Raw genomic sequence first — 17,923 nt, forward strand, 5'->3', positions numbered from 1 at the left:
AGCAGAAAAGCATTTGTCTTTTTATTTGTCAGCAAATGCTTTTCTGCTTATATTATTCTATTCTTTCGAAAAGAAACCGGTCGCATCAATCATGTCCGCCAGATCAATGAAATAAGTTGCCAGGCCTGTATTATTTTCATCAGCTTCGAATGCTACCCGGGCTTTCTCTTCACGGATGCTTAACATTGAGTCCCAGTACTCCCGCAGGACACTGCTCTGAACAACCGGTTCCGGCGAAGCGTAACCTGCCAGTACAAGGATTGGCGCTGCCATAATCAGGGCTGTCATGATGCCATTGAACAGATAATGGGTCACCCGGCGCAATAGTATTTTCATGCCGTTTCTCCTCCCCTGCGTAATCTTTCCCGGTTTCGGCTGTCCGATATTCCTGGGATATGTTGTCTATCCGTATTATGTTATCCGTATTTCTGCATTATGACCTATATTTTTTAGATTTTCTTTAGAATAGCTCTATGACCAAAAATTAAGTACCGGAACAGGCGCTTGCATAGCGTGCGCCTGTTCCTATTGCTAATCGGGCAATTACTTGCCAAATCTGTTGCCCCATGAGGTTTTGCCGTGTTCATACATTCTGTTGTCCAGGATGCCGGTATACTTACAATCAAAACCCCGGCGGTTAATCATCTTTTTTACCTGTTCCGGCAATTTGGCTTTCATCTGTTTAGCCTGATTCCGGGAAATATTGTCATGTTTTACCGCTTGATCGATACGTTTTTCCATCTGATCAACCAAAAAGTTTTTCAGGGTACGTTCCGACACACCTTGTTTTTTGGCAATAGCCGCCAAAGATTTACCGGATTTGATTTGAGCCTGGAAGGTTCTTTCGTTCATCTTCAGCAGCTTAAGCAGATTATCTTGAATGCTGCGGTTGTCGCGCTGCCGGAAAGAATCGCCTCTATCCTCCAGGCCCGGACGCTGATAATGCCAGTGAGCGGGTGCTTTGCCTTTTTCCGGCGTCTGATACTGCGGGACTGCGGCCACAGCCACTCCATTTACGCCAATCATTGTTGCCATACTGATTGCCAGAAACCATTTTTTATTTCCATTCATAGTTTTCAACCATCCTTCTATTAGTTGTTTCATTTTTTCTGGTATCGGTACCGGGTATGGTTGTATTATGCGGCAGCGATTTTAGAATTTCTTTTGAAAACCGGCTAAATGGCACAGAAGATTTTACCATTAGCGTGAATTGCCGCCGGGAAAAGAAACCTTGAATTTCGTCCCTTTCCCTACTTCACTTTCGACCCCCATCTTGCCGCCATGCTTGTCCACGATCCATTTGGCGATGGCCAGGCCCAGCCCGGTGCCGCTTTCCCGGGACCGGGCTTTATCTTCGCGAAAGAAGCGGTCAAAAATACGCGGCAGGTTCTCAGGGGCTATGCCCTGGCCGGTATCCTGAACATAAATGACCGCCTGCTTATCCGCTGTAAAACAAGAAATAAGAATTTGTCCCCCCGCCGGGGTATATTTAAAAGCATTATCCAGCAGAATGACGACCAGTTGATGCAAACGTTCTTTGTCAGCGATCAGTTCCACCTTTTGTGTGATTTGGACGCTAAGCTCGATTTGATTCATTTCGGCCAGAGGCTTAAATTGCTCGGCGACCGTCCCGATAAGTTCACTGATATCCAGCGGAGCCAGTTGCAGTTCGGCTTCGTTGGCATCAGATCTGGCCAGGGTAAGGAGATGGGCGATCAGTTTCGCCATGCGCATGGTTTCCTTAATGATATTATTGATGCGATGACTCTCTTCTTCGATAGTCCGTTCAGGATGCCGCAGCATTAATTCCGCATTGCTGTTGATGCCGGTAATCGGCGAACGCAGTTCATGGGACGCGTCCGCCACAAACTGCTGCTGTTTTTTCCAGGCCGCTTCAATGGGGACCATCGCCCGCTTAGCGAGATAATACCCGGCCCAAATAATGCCGACAAGGCCTAAGACCAAAGAACCCAGCATAATCCACAACAGGTCATGCAGCAGCCTGACCTCGGTATCCACAATGCTGACGGCTATGATTTCCTGCACCTGGACCACATTGGCCATATTTAAAACTTTGTCTTCATAGGGATAAGGCACACTCATGACCCGATAGGTATGATTCTCATATTCCTTGGTCCGCAGATCTCCCAATTCTATATCCGCTACGATCGCCGTCAGGTCGCCGCTTTCCTCGGTCCTAAACGGGGATAAACTGACAGCCTGCCCGTCAGAACTGCGCAAGATCAAAAAAATGCGGGGATCAAAGAAAGGCCGGACTCTAGCCGAGGCAATCCGCCCTCTTACCAACCGGAAGGAATTCACCCTGGCCCGCAGGGCATCGTCTACCTGGTCAAACAGCCGGTAGGCCAGATAGCCGTAAAAAGCCGAGGCAAAAATAACAAACACCGATAAAAATACCAGGGAGTTCAGGACAGTCAGCCGGCGAAAGGTGCTTTGAAACATGCTATTTCTCCTTTAGCATAAAGCCGGCGCCCCGTACAGTCTGGATCAGAGAGTCTAAACCATGGGGGGCCAGCTTCTTTCTTAAATAATGAATATATAAATCGACGATACTGATGGTCGTGTCGGAATCAAACCCCCAGATCCGGTCAAACATCTGCTCTCTGGTTAAAATCTGCTCCCGGTTGAGGATCAAAAATTCCAGGACATCATATTCTTTGGTGGTCAAGCCCAAAGGATGATCCGCCGCGCAGCCGTCCCGTGTTTTACTGTTCAGCGAGATGCCGCCGTAACTTAATTCGCCTTCCATATCCAGACTGCCGCTGCGCCGCAGCAAAGCCTTAATCCTGGCCAGCAGTTCCCGGATGGCAAAAGGCTTTACCAAGTAGTCATCGGCCCCTGACTCCAGACCCATCACCCGATCGTCCACACTGTCCCGGGCCGTCAGGAGCAAGATGGGCACAGAGCCGCCGGCGCTCCGCAGCTTTTTTACAATCTCCAGTCCGCTGATTTCGGGCAGCATGATATCTAATATCAATAAGTCATGGACGGCCTGCTCGGCCATATACATCCCTTCATCGCCGGCAGCCGCTTCTTCGACAATATAGTCTTCTTCCGTCAGCAAAGCGACAATAGCCTCTCGCAAAACGTGATCATCTTCCACCACCAGAATGCGCATCTTACAATCTCCTTTTTCTACAGGCCCTGCCTTTGGATTCATCATATCCTTAGTATGGCGATAAACAAGAAAAAAGTCTGCTTTTTGCAGAGCTTTTTTCTGTCTAAATAAAAAAGGCCAACAGGCAAATTCGCCGGTTGGCCAAAAAATTTGATATTACAGGCTATTGCTTAGAATGCGGAAACAATAGCTCCTTTATATTTTTCCTCAATAAACTTTTTGACTTCCGGTGAAGTCAGGGCTTTCGACAATTTTACGATTTCCGGCCTGGTTTCGTCGCCTTTGCGGACGGCCAGCACATTGGCATAGGGAGAATCTTTGGATTCCAGGACCAGAGCGTCTTTCGCCGGAACCAGATTCGCTTCCAAGGCGTAATTGGTGTTGATCACCGCGATGGCTGCATCGTCAAGGGACCGGGGCAGCATGGCGGCTTCCAGTTCCCGGATCTTTAACTCTTTGGGGTTATTAGTGATATCTTTGACGGTACCGCTGATGCCTACGCCATCTTTCAGGGTGATGAGCCCGGCCTTGGCCAGAATCGCCAGAGCGCGGCCGCCATTGGTCGGATCGTTGGGAATGGCGACAACGGCGCCCTGAGTCAGCTCTTTAATATCTTTTATTTTTTTAGAATAAATCCCCATCGGCTCAATATGGACTTTAGCCGTATAGGTTAAGGCCAGGTTGCGCTCGGCACTAAACTTCTCTAAGTAAGGCACGTGTTGAAAAAAATTGGCATCTAATTCCTTTTCAGCCAAGGCAACATTGGGACGGACATAATCGCTGAATTCCACGATTTCCAATTGAATCCCTTCTTTTTCCAAAGAAGGTTTGATAAACTGCAAAATTTCAGCATGAGGAACCGCGGTAGCGCCGACTTTTACGACCGGCTTCTTGTCCGGCTGATTGGCGGTGTCTTTACCGCCGCAACCGGCAGCCACCAGGCTCACGGCCAGAATGACTAACAAAGCAAGGATTGATTTTTTCATTTTTTCCACTCTCCTGTTTATAGATTTTAAACTGCCCCTTAATAGGTCTATTTTGTATTTTTATGAGTTTATCCCGCCTGCAGTTGTTTGATCAGCCAAACTGCAGATCTGCCATGAATCCTCTCCCTGTAAAAAATTAAGACCCCTTTCCGAGGAAAGGGGTCCATAACGCAGACTAAACCTTTCTCTCATCTTCCAGGATATTCTCCTGCTGGAATTAGCACCACCGCATTGCTGCCGGTTGCCGGGCGTCATCGGGCCAGTCCCTCGACCACTCTAGATAAGAGCATGTATTGAATTGATTATGATCATACCATTAATTATTTAAGGTGTCAATGGCAACTTTTTTCGCTGAACTCAGTCACCGTCATACACCTTAAAAGAGCTCGATGCCGGCGGCTTTGTTGGCCGACTCAATTGCTTTGTAACCCAGATCGATTGCCTGGCCGCAGGTATGAAGCGCCTGATCGGGATTATGGAAGCCCATGCCGTTTTCAGCAGCGACAAAATCCCAATACCATTGAGCTTTACGGACCAATTCGCGGGCTTGGGCCAATTCGGCCTGGTCCACATTGGGGACCGCAGCCGCTTTTTTAATCGCTTCGTGGGCTTTTGACACTACTAAGCCGGCGCTGTGCTGGAGCTGCCAGGTATGATTCTGTATCGTCTTAACGCGCTCCTCCAGCCAGGCGGCGCCCTGGGTATGGCATGTTCCGCAGGAAGCGTCGAGGTGTTTGAGCGGACTGGTCATCCAGTGGGAAGTATACTTCTGCCCGTCTTGCCGCATATAAGGCATATGGCAGTCGGCGCAGGAAACCCCCGCCTGACCGTGAACACCGGTTGCCCAGGTTTCAAACTCAGGATGCTGCACCTTCAGCATCGCGGCCTTGGAGTCGGGATGCTGCCAGTCCTGGGCAAACCCGCCCGGTTTGGTTGCGTACATCTCATACATCTGCTCCGGTTTCAGGCCCTTATCCCAGGGGAAGACAACCCGGGAAGTTCCGGGCTCAAAATGGTATTCGACATGACATTGGGCGCAGACGTAAGTCCGCATTTCCTCACGTGTCGCCTTGGTCACATCAATGCCGCGGCGCTGCTGGGCCTCGATAAACGCCGGCTGGATCACCCGGAGATCCATCGTGGCGGGATCATGACAGTTGGCGCAGCTGATATAGCCATGCTCCGGCGTTTGCGCCAGGAGCTCCCGCAACGGCACCTTGCCGTAACTCCAGCCCTTCTCCTGGAAGAGCTTTTCAATATAAGGCGTTTTGCAGGATATACACGCGCCGGGGGATTTATCGTTAACCCGTTTAGTTTCCTTCAAGTCTTCCAGCGTGAAAACATGGCCCCGGTCTTCCGTATAGTCAATGCTGAACGGCATTCCTTTAAAATTGGCCAGAATCTCCGGCTGCCGTTCGGAGTTCTGCGTCTTCAGGCTGCCGCCAAAGCCGCCGGGAGAGGGCGCCATTTCGCTATTTTTCTGGAAGCTTGCATATTGCAGGGGGTAATACTGCCCCCATACCGCCGGATCATATTCCCCCGCCGCAACTTTGCCCAGCTTGACGGTGGATGCAGGCCGGCTCACCCCGGTCCGCAGGATAACAAACCCAAAGAAAAGCAGCAGCCCGCATAACAAAGCAATTAAAGCTTTTTGCATTTTGTTCAAGCTATTCAACATGAATCCCTCCCTTGCCTTTGTTCATGCCGTGAACCAGGCCGCGATGACACTTGCCGCAGTCCTGTCCGCCAGCCGCCATTTTGGTATTTTCCACGGTAGACTGGTGGCAGCGCAGGCAATTGTCCGCAATATACTCTTTTCCCTGGGCCGATACGGTAATGGCCGCCGGATAATCCCTTACCGTCTCATGATACACATCCTTCATCCCGGTCCTGATCTTGGCGAACATTTTTGTGGTCATGCTGCTGTGCGGCAGATGGCATTCGCTGCAGGCAATCTGTTTGTGGTTCGATGCCTGCCAGGTAGTATATGCATGCTCCATGGAATGGCAGCTTCCACAGAATGCGGGAGATTCCGCATACGTATACCCTGCGGCTGAGACAGCCATGCCTAAAACCGCAATGCCGAATCCGACGGCCATCAATTTAAGCGCATGGCGGTTTAAATATTGACCCGTGTCCAAAGTATCCCTCCTCTCCGCAAAATTCGGGCATCACTAAAGTCCCGGCAAAAGGACCGGACCCCATTCAACTATTAAAGCATCCGGCCTCTGGCGGAACTATGTCCGGCTCGATTTTTCCGGCGCCGATAAAGCTTGCGCCGCCTTGGCCGCCGATACTTTTCCGGCTCGGCTCAGCCCTGCCCATAAAGTGCCGGCGACAACGATGAAGGTTCCTAACCAAACCAAACCAATTAACGGCTTGTAGCTGATCTCGACATCTATTTTGTCCGGTTTTACCGTCTCCAGGTTTTTAACGCCTATTTTCACTTTTCCCTGGGAAGTGTTCACGCCCAGCAGGCTTACCTCATAAGATCCAAGCGCCTTTACCGGTAAGGCTTGAAACTGGCCATCGGCGTAAAACAGCTCCGGTTTTACCTCTTCTCTTTTCCCGTTCCCGGATACCTCCAGCAAAGCGTATGCCCGCACATTTTGCATATTATTCCCGTTCATGCCGGATTGCAGGAACTTTACCGTAAGGCCGGCCCCGTCCTGCTCATCGCCGCGGTCGAGAATCAGTTCGGTGACGGAGTCATGCTCGTCTCGCGCTGCCGGCGCAAAGTAAAGATCGCCTAAAGTTTCGCGGAATATCCCCGGCTCCCGCACAGCCGGACGCCCCTCCCGGTCGAATTTGGTATAGGCCTTCACCACTTCCCGTCCATCAAGCTGGAAAGGCTGATAAAATCCCTTCCCGTCCTCAGCCGGCTCGATACCCGGATAGGTTACCTGGCGTCCAAAAACAGCCTGGGTTTCTCCCGGTTCAAAACTGACGATCACCGACCGGCTTGCCGCTGATGAGGCCAGGATGCCGATCAAAGCAACCGCCACACCCGCATGAGTGAGCCCGGCCGCCAGATTGACCTTTCTCAATCCTGCCAGATTGATAAACAGCGCGGTTACCGACAGGCCCGCGACGGCAAGCATAACCGGGTGGCGGAAGCCGGCCAGTATTCCCGGCAACAGGCTCAAATGCCCCAGCAAGACCAGCCACCAGTATTTTTTTATGAGGTTTTCCTTAGTTTCACCCCAGCTTACCATGGGAGCCATGGTCAAAAACAACATCAGGAACATCGCCAGCGGCAGCGATGTGCTGTTATAGAAATCGGCGCTTACACTTTGCGGCTGATTGATCAGCATGGTAATCAGGGGTGTTGACATACCGATTAAGACCAGTACGGCAATGGCCGAAAGTGCAAGCGCCCCGGCCGCCGTCAAAAACTCGCGGCTTTTAAGGGCCGGATAAATTTCGCCTTCCGGCAGGCCGGGCCACCGGACAATCAGCAGGATGAGAGAGGCCACGACAACGATCATGACTAATCCGGCCAATAAGCCGCCTACCCCTTCATCGGCGAAAGAGTGAGTGGAAAAATTGCTGAGCACGCCGCTCCGGGTCAGGAAGGTGCCGTACAAAACCAGGACAAAGGCGGAGATCGCCGCAAAATATGCCGGTTTCACCGCCGCAGGCCGCAGCCGGGCAATAATCAGGACATGAATCAGGGCGCCGCAGACCAGCCAGGGAACGAGGGATGAATTTTCGACCGGGTCCCAGGCCCAGTATCCGCCCCATCCCAGCACCTTATAGGCCCAGAAACCGCCGATGAAAATACCCGCCCCTAACATGGCCCAGGCCATAAGAGTCCAGGCCAGGGCCGGACGGAGCCAGTCCCGGTGATTGCTGGCCAGCAGTCCGCCGAGCGCATAGGCAAACGGCACGGCAAGGCCGGCATAACCCAAAAAGATGACCGGAGGATGCACCGCCATCCAGGGGTCCTGCAGGAGCGGATTGAGGCCGGCCCCGTCGGCGCGGACCCCGGTCAGCATCATAAAGGGGCTTTTGGCGAGAAGAACGATGGTCAGCACGATTTGGACCAGACAGTATACCGCCATCGTTCCGGGAGGGCAGGAGCCCTTCCGGGACATAATGACACCAAACAGGGCGTGAAACAACAGCCACAGCATAAATGAGCCTTCCTGCCCGGCCCAAAATGCCGATATTTTATAGACCAAAGGCAAATCCCTGGCAGAATACCCAAAAACATAGGCAAACTGAAACCGGTCGGTCAGGATAATAAATAGCAGATAGGCGGCCGCTGCCGCGATACAGGCTGCCGAGGCCTGATAATACAGCGCACAGCGGCTTGTTTTCTCTGTCCGTCCCGTTATCCGGGCAAAATGGGCGTTAAAATAGCAGAAAGCCGCTATCCCGGTTATGACAAGGGCTAAAAATAAGGCAGCAAAGCCGGTCATTTCTTCACGCTCCCCTGATATTTTGAAGGACACTTCACCAGCAGCTTTTCGGCGTAAAACTGACCGTCCGAAACTTTCCCGACAGCCACGATGCTGCTTGCCTGCGCAAGCCCATCAGGCTTAACGCCACCGTATGTGACAGGCATTGCCTCACCGGCTTCGTCCCGCAGGGTAAACTGAATCTTCCTGCCGTTATCCAAAACGCTGATTTGGTCGTTGATCAATACTCCCCTGACCTGAACCGTGCCGTTCACGCTTTTTGCCTGCGAAAAAGTGACATAGGGAGTAAGGGCGCTGCTGAAAGTGACGGCGCTATAAACAACAAACAGGGCAATAACGGCTAAACCAACCAGATGGCGTCTTTTCATTTGTTTGCTCCTTCCGGTCCTCACCGGGCGTTAATATCGGGCATTTCAAGCGCTCTTTCCGCAGAGATGCCAGCGGAGAAGCCGCTTCAGGCTCTTTCAATTTTTACGGCGCAGATTTTGTACTCCGGCTGTTTGGATATATCATCAAAAGCATCAATGGTCACAAAGTTGATCATCCTGGATATTTCGGTATCGTGGAAAGGCGCCCACGCCATCCCGGGCCGCGGCTGCCCCCGGCCGTCTATTTTCGCCTTAAGGCGGCATTGGCCGCGGCGGGAAGTAATATGAACATAATCATTATCTTTTACTCCTATTTGGGCCGCATCGTCTGCATTCAGTTCTACGTACATTTCCGGCATCGCCCGCTTTATTTCCGGCACATTCATGGTCATGGTGGCTGTATGCCAGTGTTCGAGAATCCGCCCGGTAGAGAAAAAGAAGGGATATTCACTGTCCGGCATCTCCTGGGCATTGGACTGGGGCCTGGCGAAGATGACCGCCCTGCCGTCGGGCTTGCCGTAAAAGTTTATGCCCTCTTTTACAAACGGATCATAGGGCGCGGCATAGCGGATATACGTTTCCGGCCCGTCAGGGTCCGGCACCGGCCAGGTCAGGCCATGCTCCTTTCTGAGCCGGGAGTACGGCGGTAAGTCCATCTTCGTCCCGACCGTCAGTTTCCTGTATTCTTCCCATATCTCTTCGGTATCCTTATAGGCAAAAAATTTTTCAAAGCCAAGCCGTTTGGCGACTTCCATCAGGTGCCAGACATCGGGCTTCGCTTCACCGGGGGGTTCAACGGCTTTGGCAATATGCTGCGTTCGCCTTTCGCCATTGCCGTAGATCCCTTCCTTTTCCATCCACAAAGCCGACGGCAGAACCACATCGGCCAGTTCGCTGGTCCGCGTGGGATGATACGTCTCGGAAACAACCAGGAAGGTCTTTTCCATTCCCTGGCGGTAAAGCTCAAGATTCGGCAGCGACTGCCCGGGGTTGGTGCAGACCACCCAGAGAGCTTTCAGTCTGCCGTCAGCAGCGGCCCGGAACATTTCAATCGTGTGATATCCCGGCTTGGGGCTCATCTTAGCAGGATCTACCCCCCACACCCTGGCGACTTCTTCCCGGTGTTTGGCATTCGCTACCACCCGGTGGGCGGGAAGAAGATGCGACAGGGCTCCCACCTCGCGAATGCTGCCGCAGGCGCTGGGCTGGCCGGTCAGTGAGAAGGGCGTGTTGCCGGGCTTGCAGATTTTTCCCGTCAACAGATGCAGGTTATGTACCAGATTGTTGGCCCAGGTGCCGCGAATCCGCTGGTTGAGGCCCATAGTCCACATCGACATGGTATTCCGGCCCTTGGCGGCAAACAATCTTGCCACCGCGCGGATTTGTTCCGCCGGCAGGCCGCAAATGCCTGCCGCTTTTTCCGGGGCATAATCGGCGATAAAGCTTTTGAATTCGTCAAAGCTAATTTTTTTCTCGCCCTGCATAAAATTCGTGTGGTTGGCGACAAAATCCCGGTCCACGAGATTTTCCTCGATGATCACATAGGCCATGCTGTTGAGCAGAGCCAGGTCGGTCCCGGGCACAAACTGCAGCAGGACATCCGCTATGTCGGCGGTGCGGGTGCGGCGCGGGTCTACGACAATGACCTTTACATCGGGATTGCCGTTCTTCCGGTCTACCAGCCGTGAATACAGTATCGGATGCGCTTCCGCCATATTCGCGCCAATAATAAAGAATACATCGGCCTGTTCGATATCCGCGTATGTCCCCATCGGCTCATCCTTGCCGAAAGTCGTAGTATAGCCGGCGACCGCGCTGGCCATGCAGGTACGGGGGTTGCCGTCGATATTATTGGTGCCGATGCAGCCTTTGAACAGCTTATTGGCTAAATAGGCTTCCTCGGCGTAATTCTGCCCGGAGCCGTAATATGCTACCGAATCCGGTCCATACTGCGATATCGCTTCCTTGAATTTAGCGGCGACAAGATCCAGCGCCTCATCCCAGGTTGCACGGACAAGCCGGCCATTTTTCCTGATTAACGGATGGAGCAGGCGGTCCTCCGTGTCCATGATCTTGGGCAGAAGGATTCCCTTGACGCACAGTTTCCCCTTATTGACCGCACAATCCGGGTCGCCTTTAACGGCAACGATCTTTCCTTTACTGACGCCGGAGAGAACGCCGCATCCCGTTCCGCAGTAGCGGCACACGCCCTTGACCCATTGCTCGACGTCTTGCTGCGACGTGGGTCCCTGCATTTTGCCGCCGCCGGCGTCAAAAGAACAGCCGGAGCCGGTCATCGCTGCCGCCACAGCAATCGACTTTAGAAAATCCCGGCGTGAAAATTTCATTTTTATTTTTCCCTCCCGGAAAAAATTCGGATCATTTCTTCATTTGATCAAGATGACAGCTGGTGCAGGTATCCCGGTTCGGGACCGCATGATTCAGCCTGGCATCGTGTACGATCCCGGCATGACAGGAAACACAGGTCATGCCGTTATCAAAGTGCTTTTTGCTATGGGGATCCCTGGCAGCCAGCGCTTTTTCCACATTGGTCTTCACCTTGTCCTGATGGCAGGAATAGCAGTTTATATCCCGTTCGTCGGCTTTGATGCCGGCCGTTTTCCCTGCCACATGAAACCACACATCCTTCAGCCCCTTGGCTTTGGCCTTAACAACCCCCTTGAACCCAGGCTCGGAATGGCAGTCAATACAAGCCACGGCTTTGTGCGATGATTCCTGCCAGGTTTTCTGCATCGGCGTCATTTCATGGCATGCGCCGCAGAATTCGGACCGGGAAGTATAGCCGACAGACCAGGCGGTAAAGAGAAGAAAGAGTACAGCGGCGCATCCCAAAATCAGCAAATTCTGTCCGGTCAGTTTTTCTTTACCTGCTATGGCTCTCAAAAGGTTCATGCTTGGCAGCGCCTCCTTTCCGCCTTTTTATCCATTGGTAGCTTACGGCATGTTCAGGACAGGCGGCAATGCAGTCGCCGCAATTGCTGCAGTTCATAACTGCCAGCTTCCCGGGGCTGCCAATATCGACGCCCATGCCGCAGGCCGCATAACATGCGCCGCAGCGGGTACATCGCGCCGTGTCCAGGGATATCCGGCAGCGCCTGAACCGGCTTAGCAATCCGTAAAGGGCGCCCACCGGGCAAACTTTTTTGCACCATGCCTTCCGGGAATACCAGAGTTCCAGGCAAACGAGAAAGACTACAAAAACTGCTTCAAATCCCGCCCCAAACGCGATGGTCCTGCTCAGTATCCCGATCGGTGAAATAAGGGTGAAAACGGGCAGGCCAATCAGCGCCGAAGCGGTTAAAAATCCGCCAAGCAGCCAGTAGGGCTGCCAATTGCCCGCCAGTGCCCTTTGGGGCTTTCTGCGGAAGGAGCCGGCGATCTCAAATGCCGTATTGAGCGGGCAGATCCAGCCGCAAAAGATGCGCCCCAGCACCGCCGCCGCCAGAATCAGGGGGACCGCAGACCATAGCAGCGGCCAAACAACCGCTTTACCTGCTATGGCAACCTCAAGGGCGGCCAGCGGATCGGTGAGGGCAATGCCGCAAAAGCGTGAGGAAATATAGGTTCCCAGCCACACCGGATTGTCCGGCCACCAGCCGGGAGCGGTCATCAGTCCCGCCGCCGTAAGCTGAACAACCCGCCGCCATAAGCGCAAATTCCGCAAGCCTACCGCCCCGCTTTCACCGTTACCGCCGCCGGACTGGCAATACATACGTACTCGCAGATCCCGCAGCCTGCGCATACGTTCCTGTTCACTACCGGCCGTTTATGATCTTCAAGCTGAATCGCCCTGTTGAAAAATGGACAACTGGTGTAACAGATTTTACATTCGTCTCCCTGCCAGGCCAGGCAGGCGTCCTGGTTGATTTCCGCCAGCCCCATCCGGACATTTTCTTTGGCGGTTTCCCGCAGCGCCCTGCTGGGGCACACCCTGGCGCAGTCCATGCATAGGTTGCAGGCCGCCTGCCTCGGTTCAATATAAGGAGTACCAAGGGAAATCCCTTTATCACCATATCCGATCCTGATCGCCTTTTGCGGGCAAACCTGAGCACACTGCCCGCAGCGGAGACAAGTCGATAAGAATAACGCCTCATCAACCGCACCGGGTGGCCGGATCAGGCCGGACTTTGCCTTACGGCCGCTGAAGCCGCCCAGCGCCAGCGCGACAATACCGCCAATAAACAAGGCTGCTTTGACACCCCTTTCCATAAGAAACCCCTCCGCAAAGCAGGTTTTTCCCAATGCACGCACCAACGGCGGCAAAACCTGCTTCAAGCTATTCCGCCGGCAACAGCCTCTGTTACCCGTCCTCCATGCTACCTACATCTTAACCGGTTCAGCTTAAATAGCTCTTACAAAATCCTTACGAAATTATTAAATTTTCAGATAGATAAGCAACAAACAGCGAAGCGGCGAACTTAATGTTGTCCGCTGCTCCGCTGTTTGTTTTTTGCTTTAAGATAAGTTTTCTGCATTTATATTAGCCACACCGGCACAACCCAATTATCTCCTTTTGAGCCTTGGACAGGACGCAAATTATTTGCAAGGCAGATAACGCTCCCTGTTCCGATTTTCATTTTTAAGTGCCTTGACATTTCATCGAAATTTTTTTCGTCTGTGACAGGGTTAAGCGCATTGAAATTTTTAGTTGCTCCCGATGGATTGGAACTCTTTTTAATCTCAATGGGATAAAGGGTACCATCTTGCCAAATAATCAAATCAATTTCTTTGGTATTGCTATCTCTGTAAAAAAACAGCGGCGGTTGCTGCCCCAAATTGATAAAACTTTTATATATTTCCGAAACAACATAGGTCTCAAAGAATGCCCCTGCCATAGCCCCTGATTCCAACACATCAGGACTGCCCCAGCGGGTCAGGTACGCTGCCAGACCTGTATCCATAAAATACATGCGAGGCGATTTAACCACACGCTTCAGGGCGTTGTTATGGTACGGCTCTATCAATATTATGATGCCGGAAGAAACTAATATAGATAGCCACTGTTTAGCCGTAGGCGCTGAAATTTCCGTCTCTTTTGCCAACGCTTCATAGTTGACCATAGAACCCGTCCTTGCCGCCACAACACATAGGAAACGATAGAAGGCAAGCTCATCAGCAACTTGTGTAAGTTCTCTAATATCACGGCTTATGTAGGTTTGGACATAGGAAGAAAAGTATTTGCCTAAGTCTACGTCTGGCTGCTCGTAAACCCTTGGCATCCCGCCCCTGTGAATACGCTTAAAAATTTCAACCAATGTCATAGGTTTTGCTGTATTGATTTTTTTTGTGAGTTCGTCTTTGTCGCTTTTATATGCACCAAAAAGATTGCCCGTAATTTCATTGCCGGAAAGTCCAAATAAGTTTACTATTCCAACACGTCCGGCAAGGCTTTCGGATACGTTTTTCATCATGTGAAACATCTGTGAGCCAGTCAGCCAATAGCTGCCGTTATTTTTATTCCTGTCAACTGCAATCTTAATATAAGGAAGGAGTTCAGGCACATATTGAATTTCGTCAATTATAACCGGAGAACTGTACCGTTCTAAGAAAGCCTGTGGTTCTTCTTTGGCAAACATACGATCGGCAGGGTCGTCAAGCGTAACATACTTCCTGTCGCTATCCGCAAGCTGTTCCAATAACGTAGTCTTGCCCGCTTGTCTTGGCCCCGTTAAAAGCAGTACGGGAAATGTATTTGAGGTCTTTAGTATGGTATCTTCTATTTTCCGTTTGATATACACAGCGTTATACCTCTCAATAAAATTTTTATGCAAATCAAAAATTCAATTTTATATTATCCTTAATTAATGTACTTTGTCAAGTAATTACCCAAAATTTAAGCCGCTGATCCTGAAATTAGGTTGGCGGCTCATCTTTACCAGTTATTCAACAAGAAATCTTTGATATCCAAAGATAGAAAAAGGGCAAGACTTGCAATATACTCATTTACAAGTCTTGCCGGAAGAACAGTTTTACAAAACAAGGTGTCAAACGGTGATCGTCCCTGGTGTCACTGATATGCCAAAAGGGAAACGGTCTCCAGCGTCTACTGCTGTCAACAACCCCGTCCCTGACATCTGCCTTGATTTCTTTCATGAACATGCCCTGCCGGCATCGTTTACGTTACTTGCAATTCACCCGAAATGCGCTATAATAAGAAATAGGTGGAAATTAAAGTCGCCGTGACCTGGAAGTGCGGTAACACTCCCGAGGCACGCGCAGGTGGTTAGGCACCTACACATAACAGCCAGGCTGTCCACGACGACATTTCTATTATACAATGCCTCCCGCTTGAACACAAGCGAGGCAGAGTATACAGGAATGTCCTCAGGGGATCAGGCTGTGCGACTTCACGCAGCAGATGACGGAGCCGAGCCCTGTAACAATGATCAGCGGGAAGGCAATTCTTATACCCTTGAGCGCCTTTCCGTTGAAAAGCCGGATGTGCCCGGCTTATTGCTGTCAGGGACTTAGCAGACGATGAAGCAAGGCGCATGTGTAGGATCAAAAACCCTCGCATGCGTCTTTAATTTCCCCCTATAAAAAAACTGACGGCAGCACGGCAGTGTATGCCGCAGTCTGAGTATAGGGGGTTTTATTGTGTTAAACAGGATTTTAAACCAGGCGTTGGACCAGTACGTTTTAGATCGGGTGGATCAAATCCTCAGAATAGCCGGCGCTGCCGATGCAGAATACAGAAAAGCGGTGAAAGGGGCCGACACTGTCCTGTCGCAGCTCCTGACCATTGCCCATGACCTGGAAACACAAAATCCGGAACTGCTCCGTCTGGTGAGGGAGTATGAGTCCGCCACCAGCCTTGAGTCCTGCCTGGCCACGGAAATTATTTATCGGGAAGGGATACGGGACAGCTGCAGCATAGGTCAGGAACTCGGCACTTTGATGCAGAAGCAAACGCAAGGTCATAAGCCTTTTACGGATTTCCCATAGAATGCAATACGCCAAACAGAGCAGAAGCGAGGGGACAGAAGCGAGGGGACGTTCATTATGCTTCGGTCTAAATTTTAAAATGATACTGGGATGGATTATTCCCGTTACTCTGCCAATTTTGCCGTTGCGTGACCCCTTCCAGCCTCTTTATTGGGCGGATCATTCATTGCGCTTCGATTTTTTCATGCTTTGTAAATTAACGATCGATTGACCGTCCGGTAAAATACTTGATGGCTCATCAGGCAATTTCTGATAAATACCCGTGGAGCTTTCTTTTCTCGCACACCTGCCTTAGAGTCTATCTCCTATTTTCCATTTATTCTATCGCTTTATGGCAAAAGAAGCAACAAGAGCGTCCCCTCGCTTCTTTATGGGATAAAAACTGCCTATCGGAATAGTTCTCCAGACCCAGAGCCATCCCCTACCGGACAAAATCTTCGACCCTTTGCTTCCTGTTAGCATGGAGAGTATCGGGGATTCCAAAATGCGCCAGGCGTTTCGCGCCGGGGCGCATAATTTTTTTGTTGCGGGGGCAAGGGGGGATTCGGGGCTTTTAGATGTGTGCGCCTGCGCCGCACGGCAGAAAACATAATTCCGATCATCCTCCCTGTCGTCACTGGCGGCAGGGAGGCAAAAAAGCCGTGAGAACAAGGGCTTCCGTTATTGTTGTCAACGTCCCCCGACACCTTAAAGCAATTTCGCATAGTTTTGCTGGCTGGATACAATGCGCCGAATTTCTACCGCATCGCCTATCACAACATAAAAAGCCAGATAATCATTAACAATCAGCATTTTATAGCCTTTAGCGGCCAGTCTCCGATTTTTCGGATTAGCTCCCCGATAAGGAAATTCCTCCAGGGTTAAAATAGCCTGTTCGATTTCATCAGCCAATTGTAAAGCCGCCGTTAGGCTATCATCAGCAATATAATCAACTATTTCGGTTAAATCATCCTGGCGATTTTCGTAACGTTTATTTTATATTTGGGTTCGGGCGTGAATGCGGCTCCTTATTTCGGCCATAACCTCATTAAAAGGTATTGTTTCACCGGCTCTGCTCTGTTCCTCCGCTTCATCCAGTTTTTCGTATAACTCCAAGAGTGCCTGCTGTTCCTCATAGAGCCTTTGACTCATGACCACTAAATGGCCGTTGCCGTTTTTGGTGATAAAAACCGGCTTTTGCTCTTTGATGCAAATTTCCTCAATTTCAGGAGTTTTGTTTCTCAAGTCCGATACTGGACGGATAACCGGCATACATACTCACTCCGCTTTTTGTGTTAATGTTATTATATCATAATCCTGATAATATTGATATCGGTCACTACTCCCGCCGCCGGTCAGTTTATCGTCAGGCCCTTTCGCCGGAAAGCCATCAGGCCAGCGGTGCCAGTAGGTAGGAGTGTCATCGCAGAAGCGAGGGGACGTTCAGAAACCACTGAAAAACCCCTTATTTAAAAAGTCAGCCTCCCATAAATCGCGGGTTTGTAGCGTGCGATACACTCTTTTTACTGCCTTTTCAGTGGTTTCAAAGCGTCCCCTTGCTTCTTCCAGATATTGCACATCTTACCCATGAAGCCAATATAACGAATAAATCGAAATAAAATTTCCGAATATTTTCGCACGAACTTCTTGATTAATTTCTGATTCCAGGATATATTAAGAATAACAACTCAAAAAAGTAGGTGAATTCTCTATGTTGTCTATTCGCCCTATATCCGATTTATCAAGGAATATGACTGAAATCGAACGGCTTGCTATCGAAGAAGGCCAAATTGTTCAGTTGGCAAAAAACTCCAAAGAGCATATGGTTATTATGGGAAGCGATACGTTTAAAAGTCTGTTTGCCAAGTTGTCCATGTATGAGAGCCTTTTGATTTCTGAAGCACAAATCCGTCAGGGCAAATCTCAACCGTTGGAATCAGCCAGAGAAAAATCGGATAAAAAGTTTCAGGAGAAGTTAGATGCCTTCAATGCAGCGCAAAAAATACACGGTTAATATCACCCCCCGTGCAGAAGAGGATTTAGAACGTTTGACAGATTGGT

The 17,923-nt window shown here is 50.7% G+C and carries 19 protein-coding genes and 1 riboswitch; of the genes, 3 read left to right on the forward strand and 16 right to left on the reverse strand.

Going from position 1 to position 17,923, the window contains the following annotated elements; all coding sequences use genetic code 11:
- Positions 1-57 precede the first annotated feature (57 nt).
- The 14 genes from ALO_RS15750 to ALO_RS15815 all read right to left on the reverse strand — a co-directional run bounded on the left by ALO_RS15750 (position 58) and on the right by ALO_RS15815 (position 14,676).
- Positions 58-336 carry a hypothetical protein gene (locus ALO_RS15750; RefSeq protein WP_004097749.1) on the reverse strand — a complete coding sequence of 93 codons (279 nt, stop codon included), beginning with the start codon at positions 334-336 and terminating at the stop codon, positions 58-60.
- Positions 337-543: 207 nt separating this feature from the next.
- Entirely contained in the window at positions 544-1,071 is a 528-nt protein-coding gene (locus tag ALO_RS15755; RefSeq protein WP_004097753.1) for a hypothetical protein, read from the reverse strand.
- 129 nt (positions 1,072-1,200) lie between these two features.
- Positions 1,201-2,463, reverse strand: coding sequence for a sensor histidine kinase (locus tag ALO_RS15760; protein ID WP_004097755.1), 1,263 nt, complete (start codon positions 2,461-2,463; stop codon positions 1,201-1,203).
- Between the two features lies 1 nt (position 2,464).
- On the reverse strand, positions 2,465-3,139 hold the full coding sequence (locus ALO_RS15765; RefSeq protein WP_004097757.1) for a response regulator transcription factor: 675 nt from the start codon (positions 3,137-3,139) through the stop codon (positions 2,465-2,467).
- A 170-nt stretch (positions 3,140-3,309) separates the two neighbouring features.
- Entirely contained in the window at positions 3,310-4,125 is an 816-nt protein-coding gene (locus tag ALO_RS15770) for a MetQ/NlpA family ABC transporter substrate-binding protein (protein WP_004097759.1), read from the reverse strand.
- Between the two features lie 185 nt (positions 4,126-4,310).
- Positions 4,311-4,412, reverse strand: a riboswitch (SAM riboswitch).
- A gap of 89 nt (positions 4,413-4,501) precedes the next feature.
- Positions 4,502-5,803 carry an ammonia-forming cytochrome c nitrite reductase subunit c552 gene (locus tag ALO_RS15775; protein WP_004097761.1) on the reverse strand — a complete coding sequence of 434 codons (1,302 nt, stop codon included), beginning with the start codon at positions 5,801-5,803 and terminating at the stop codon, positions 4,502-4,504.
- Positions 5,793-6,266 carry a cytochrome c3 family protein gene (locus tag ALO_RS15780; protein ID WP_004097763.1) on the reverse strand — a complete coding sequence of 158 codons (474 nt, stop codon included), beginning with the start codon at positions 6,264-6,266 and terminating at the stop codon, positions 5,793-5,795. The genes ALO_RS15775 and ALO_RS15780 overlap by 11 nt, the downstream gene beginning before the upstream one ends.
- Positions 6,267-6,362: 96 nt before the next feature.
- Positions 6,363-8,549: a cytochrome c biogenesis protein CcsA gene (ccsA, locus tag ALO_RS15785; protein ID WP_004097769.1), complete on the reverse strand. Its 2,187-nt coding sequence runs from the start codon at positions 8,547-8,549 to the stop codon at positions 6,363-6,365.
- A complete protein-coding gene (locus tag ALO_RS15790) occupies positions 8,546-8,917 on the reverse strand; it encodes a cytochrome c maturation protein CcmE domain-containing protein (RefSeq protein ID WP_004097771.1) in 372 nt (123 codons plus the stop codon). Before ALO_RS15790 ends, ccsA begins: the two co-directional genes overlap by 4 nt.
- An 86-nt stretch (positions 8,918-9,003) precedes the next feature.
- The gene (locus ALO_RS15795; RefSeq protein ID WP_004097773.1) at positions 9,004-11,265 is read right to left on the reverse strand and encodes a nitrate reductase catalytic subunit; all 2,262 of its coding nucleotides are present in this window, start codon (positions 11,263-11,265) and stop codon (positions 9,004-9,006) included.
- Positions 11,266-11,296: 31 nt separating this feature from the next.
- A complete protein-coding gene (locus tag ALO_RS15800) occupies positions 11,297-11,830 on the reverse strand; it encodes a cytochrome c3 family protein (RefSeq protein ID WP_004097775.1) in 534 nt (177 codons plus the stop codon).
- Positions 11,802-12,680 carry a 4Fe-4S binding protein gene (locus ALO_RS15805; protein WP_083821127.1) on the reverse strand — a complete coding sequence of 293 codons (879 nt, stop codon included), beginning with the start codon at positions 12,678-12,680 and terminating at the stop codon, positions 11,802-11,804. The genes ALO_RS15800 and ALO_RS15805 overlap by 29 nt, the downstream gene beginning before the upstream one ends.
- Positions 12,605-13,147 (reverse strand): 4Fe-4S dicluster domain-containing protein, encoded by a 543-nt coding sequence (locus ALO_RS15810; RefSeq protein WP_004097778.1) that lies wholly within the window; start codon positions 13,145-13,147, stop codon positions 12,605-12,607. Before ALO_RS15810 ends, ALO_RS15805 begins: the two co-directional genes overlap by 76 nt.
- Positions 13,148-13,413: 266 nt before the next feature.
- Entirely contained in the window at positions 13,414-14,676 is a 1,263-nt protein-coding gene (locus tag ALO_RS15815; RefSeq protein WP_050807038.1) for an ATP-binding protein, read from the reverse strand.
- A gap of 601 nt (positions 14,677-15,277) precedes the next feature.
- On the opposite strand from ALO_RS15815, the gene ALO_RS23575 reads away from it, so the two are divergent.
- Both ALO_RS23575 and ALO_RS15820 read left to right on the forward strand, forming a co-directional pair.
- Positions 15,278-15,409: a hypothetical protein gene (locus tag ALO_RS23575; protein WP_274428217.1), complete on the forward strand. Its 132-nt coding sequence runs from the start codon at positions 15,278-15,280 to the stop codon at positions 15,407-15,409.
- A gap of 126 nt (positions 15,410-15,535) precedes the next feature.
- On the forward strand, positions 15,536-15,883 hold the full coding sequence (locus tag ALO_RS15820; protein ID WP_004097785.1) for a hypothetical protein: 348 nt from the start codon (positions 15,536-15,538) through the stop codon (positions 15,881-15,883).
- Positions 15,884-16,570: 687 nt separating this feature from the next.
- On the opposite strand, the gene ALO_RS15825 is transcribed toward ALO_RS15820, so the two are convergent.
- Together ALO_RS15825 and ALO_RS15830 are read right to left on the reverse strand one after the other, a co-directional pair.
- Positions 16,571-16,819 carry a type II toxin-antitoxin system RelE/ParE family toxin gene (locus tag ALO_RS15825; protein WP_072031864.1) on the reverse strand — a complete coding sequence of 83 codons (249 nt, stop codon included), beginning with the start codon at positions 16,817-16,819 and terminating at the stop codon, positions 16,571-16,573.
- Positions 16,820-16,858: 39 nt separating this feature from the next.
- Entirely contained in the window at positions 16,859-17,134 is a 276-nt protein-coding gene (locus tag ALO_RS15830) for a type II toxin-antitoxin system prevent-host-death family antitoxin (protein ID WP_004097798.1), read from the reverse strand.
- A 439-nt stretch (positions 17,135-17,573) separates the two neighbouring features.
- Here ALO_RS15830 and ALO_RS15835 point away from each other — a divergent pair, with 439 nt between their 5' ends.
- A complete protein-coding gene (locus ALO_RS15835; protein WP_004097800.1) occupies positions 17,574-17,876 on the forward strand; it encodes a hypothetical protein in 303 nt (100 codons plus the stop codon).
- Positions 17,877-17,923 lie beyond the last annotated feature (47 nt).

This window comes from Acetonema longum DSM 6540 (assembly GCF_000219125.1).
GTDB classification, from domain to species: Bacteria; Bacillota; Negativicutes; order Sporomusales; family Acetonemataceae; genus Acetonema; species Acetonema longum.

Bases quoted from the DNA above. Each gene is read 5' to 3' on its own strand.
- ALO_RS15750 (WP_004097749.1), bottom strand. From the start codon at position 336: ATGAAAATACTATTGCGCCGGGTGACCCATTATCTGTTCAATGGCATC.
- ALO_RS15755 (WP_004097753.1), bottom strand. From the start codon at position 1,071: ATGAATGGAAATAAAAAATGGTTTCTGGCAATCAGTATGGCAACAATG.
- ALO_RS15760 (WP_004097755.1), bottom strand. From the start codon at position 2,463: ATGTTTCAAAGCACCTTTCGCCGGCTGACTGTCCTGAACTCCCTGGTA.
- ALO_RS15765 (WP_004097757.1), bottom strand. From the start codon at position 3,139: ATGCGCATTCTGGTGGTGGAAGATGATCACGTTTTGCGAGAGGCTATT.
- ALO_RS15770 (WP_004097759.1), bottom strand. From the start codon at position 4,125: ATGAAAAAATCAATCCTTGCTTTGTTAGTCATTCTGGCCGTGAGCCTG.
- ALO_RS15775 (WP_004097761.1), bottom strand. From the start codon at position 5,803: ATGTTGAATAGCTTGAACAAAATGCAAAAAGCTTTAATTGCTTTGTTA.
- ccsA (WP_004097769.1), bottom strand. From the start codon at position 8,549: ATGACCGGCTTTGCTGCCTTATTTTTAGCCCTTGTCATAACCGGGATA.
- ALO_RS15790 (WP_004097771.1), bottom strand. From the start codon at position 8,917: ATGAAAAGACGCCATCTGGTTGGTTTAGCCGTTATTGCCCTGTTTGTT.
- ALO_RS15795 (WP_004097773.1), bottom strand. From the start codon at position 11,265: ATGAAATTTTCACGCCGGGATTTTCTAAAGTCGATTGCTGTGGCGGCA.
- ALO_RS15800 (WP_004097775.1), bottom strand. From the start codon at position 11,830: ATGAACCTTTTGAGAGCCATAGCAGGTAAAGAAAAACTGACCGGACAG.
- ALO_RS15805 (WP_083821127.1), bottom strand. From the start codon at position 12,680: ATGCGCAGGCTGCGGGATCTGCGAGTACGTATGTATTGCCAGTCCGGC.
- ALO_RS15810 (WP_004097778.1), bottom strand. From the start codon at position 13,147: ATGGAAAGGGGTGTCAAAGCAGCCTTGTTTATTGGCGGTATTGTCGCG.
- ALO_RS15830 (WP_004097798.1), bottom strand. From the start codon at position 17,134: ATGCCGGTTATCCGTCCAGTATCGGACTTGAGAAACAAAACTCCTGAA.
- ALO_RS15835 (WP_004097800.1), top strand. From the start codon at position 17,574: ATGTTGTCTATTCGCCCTATATCCGATTTATCAAGGAATATGACTGAA.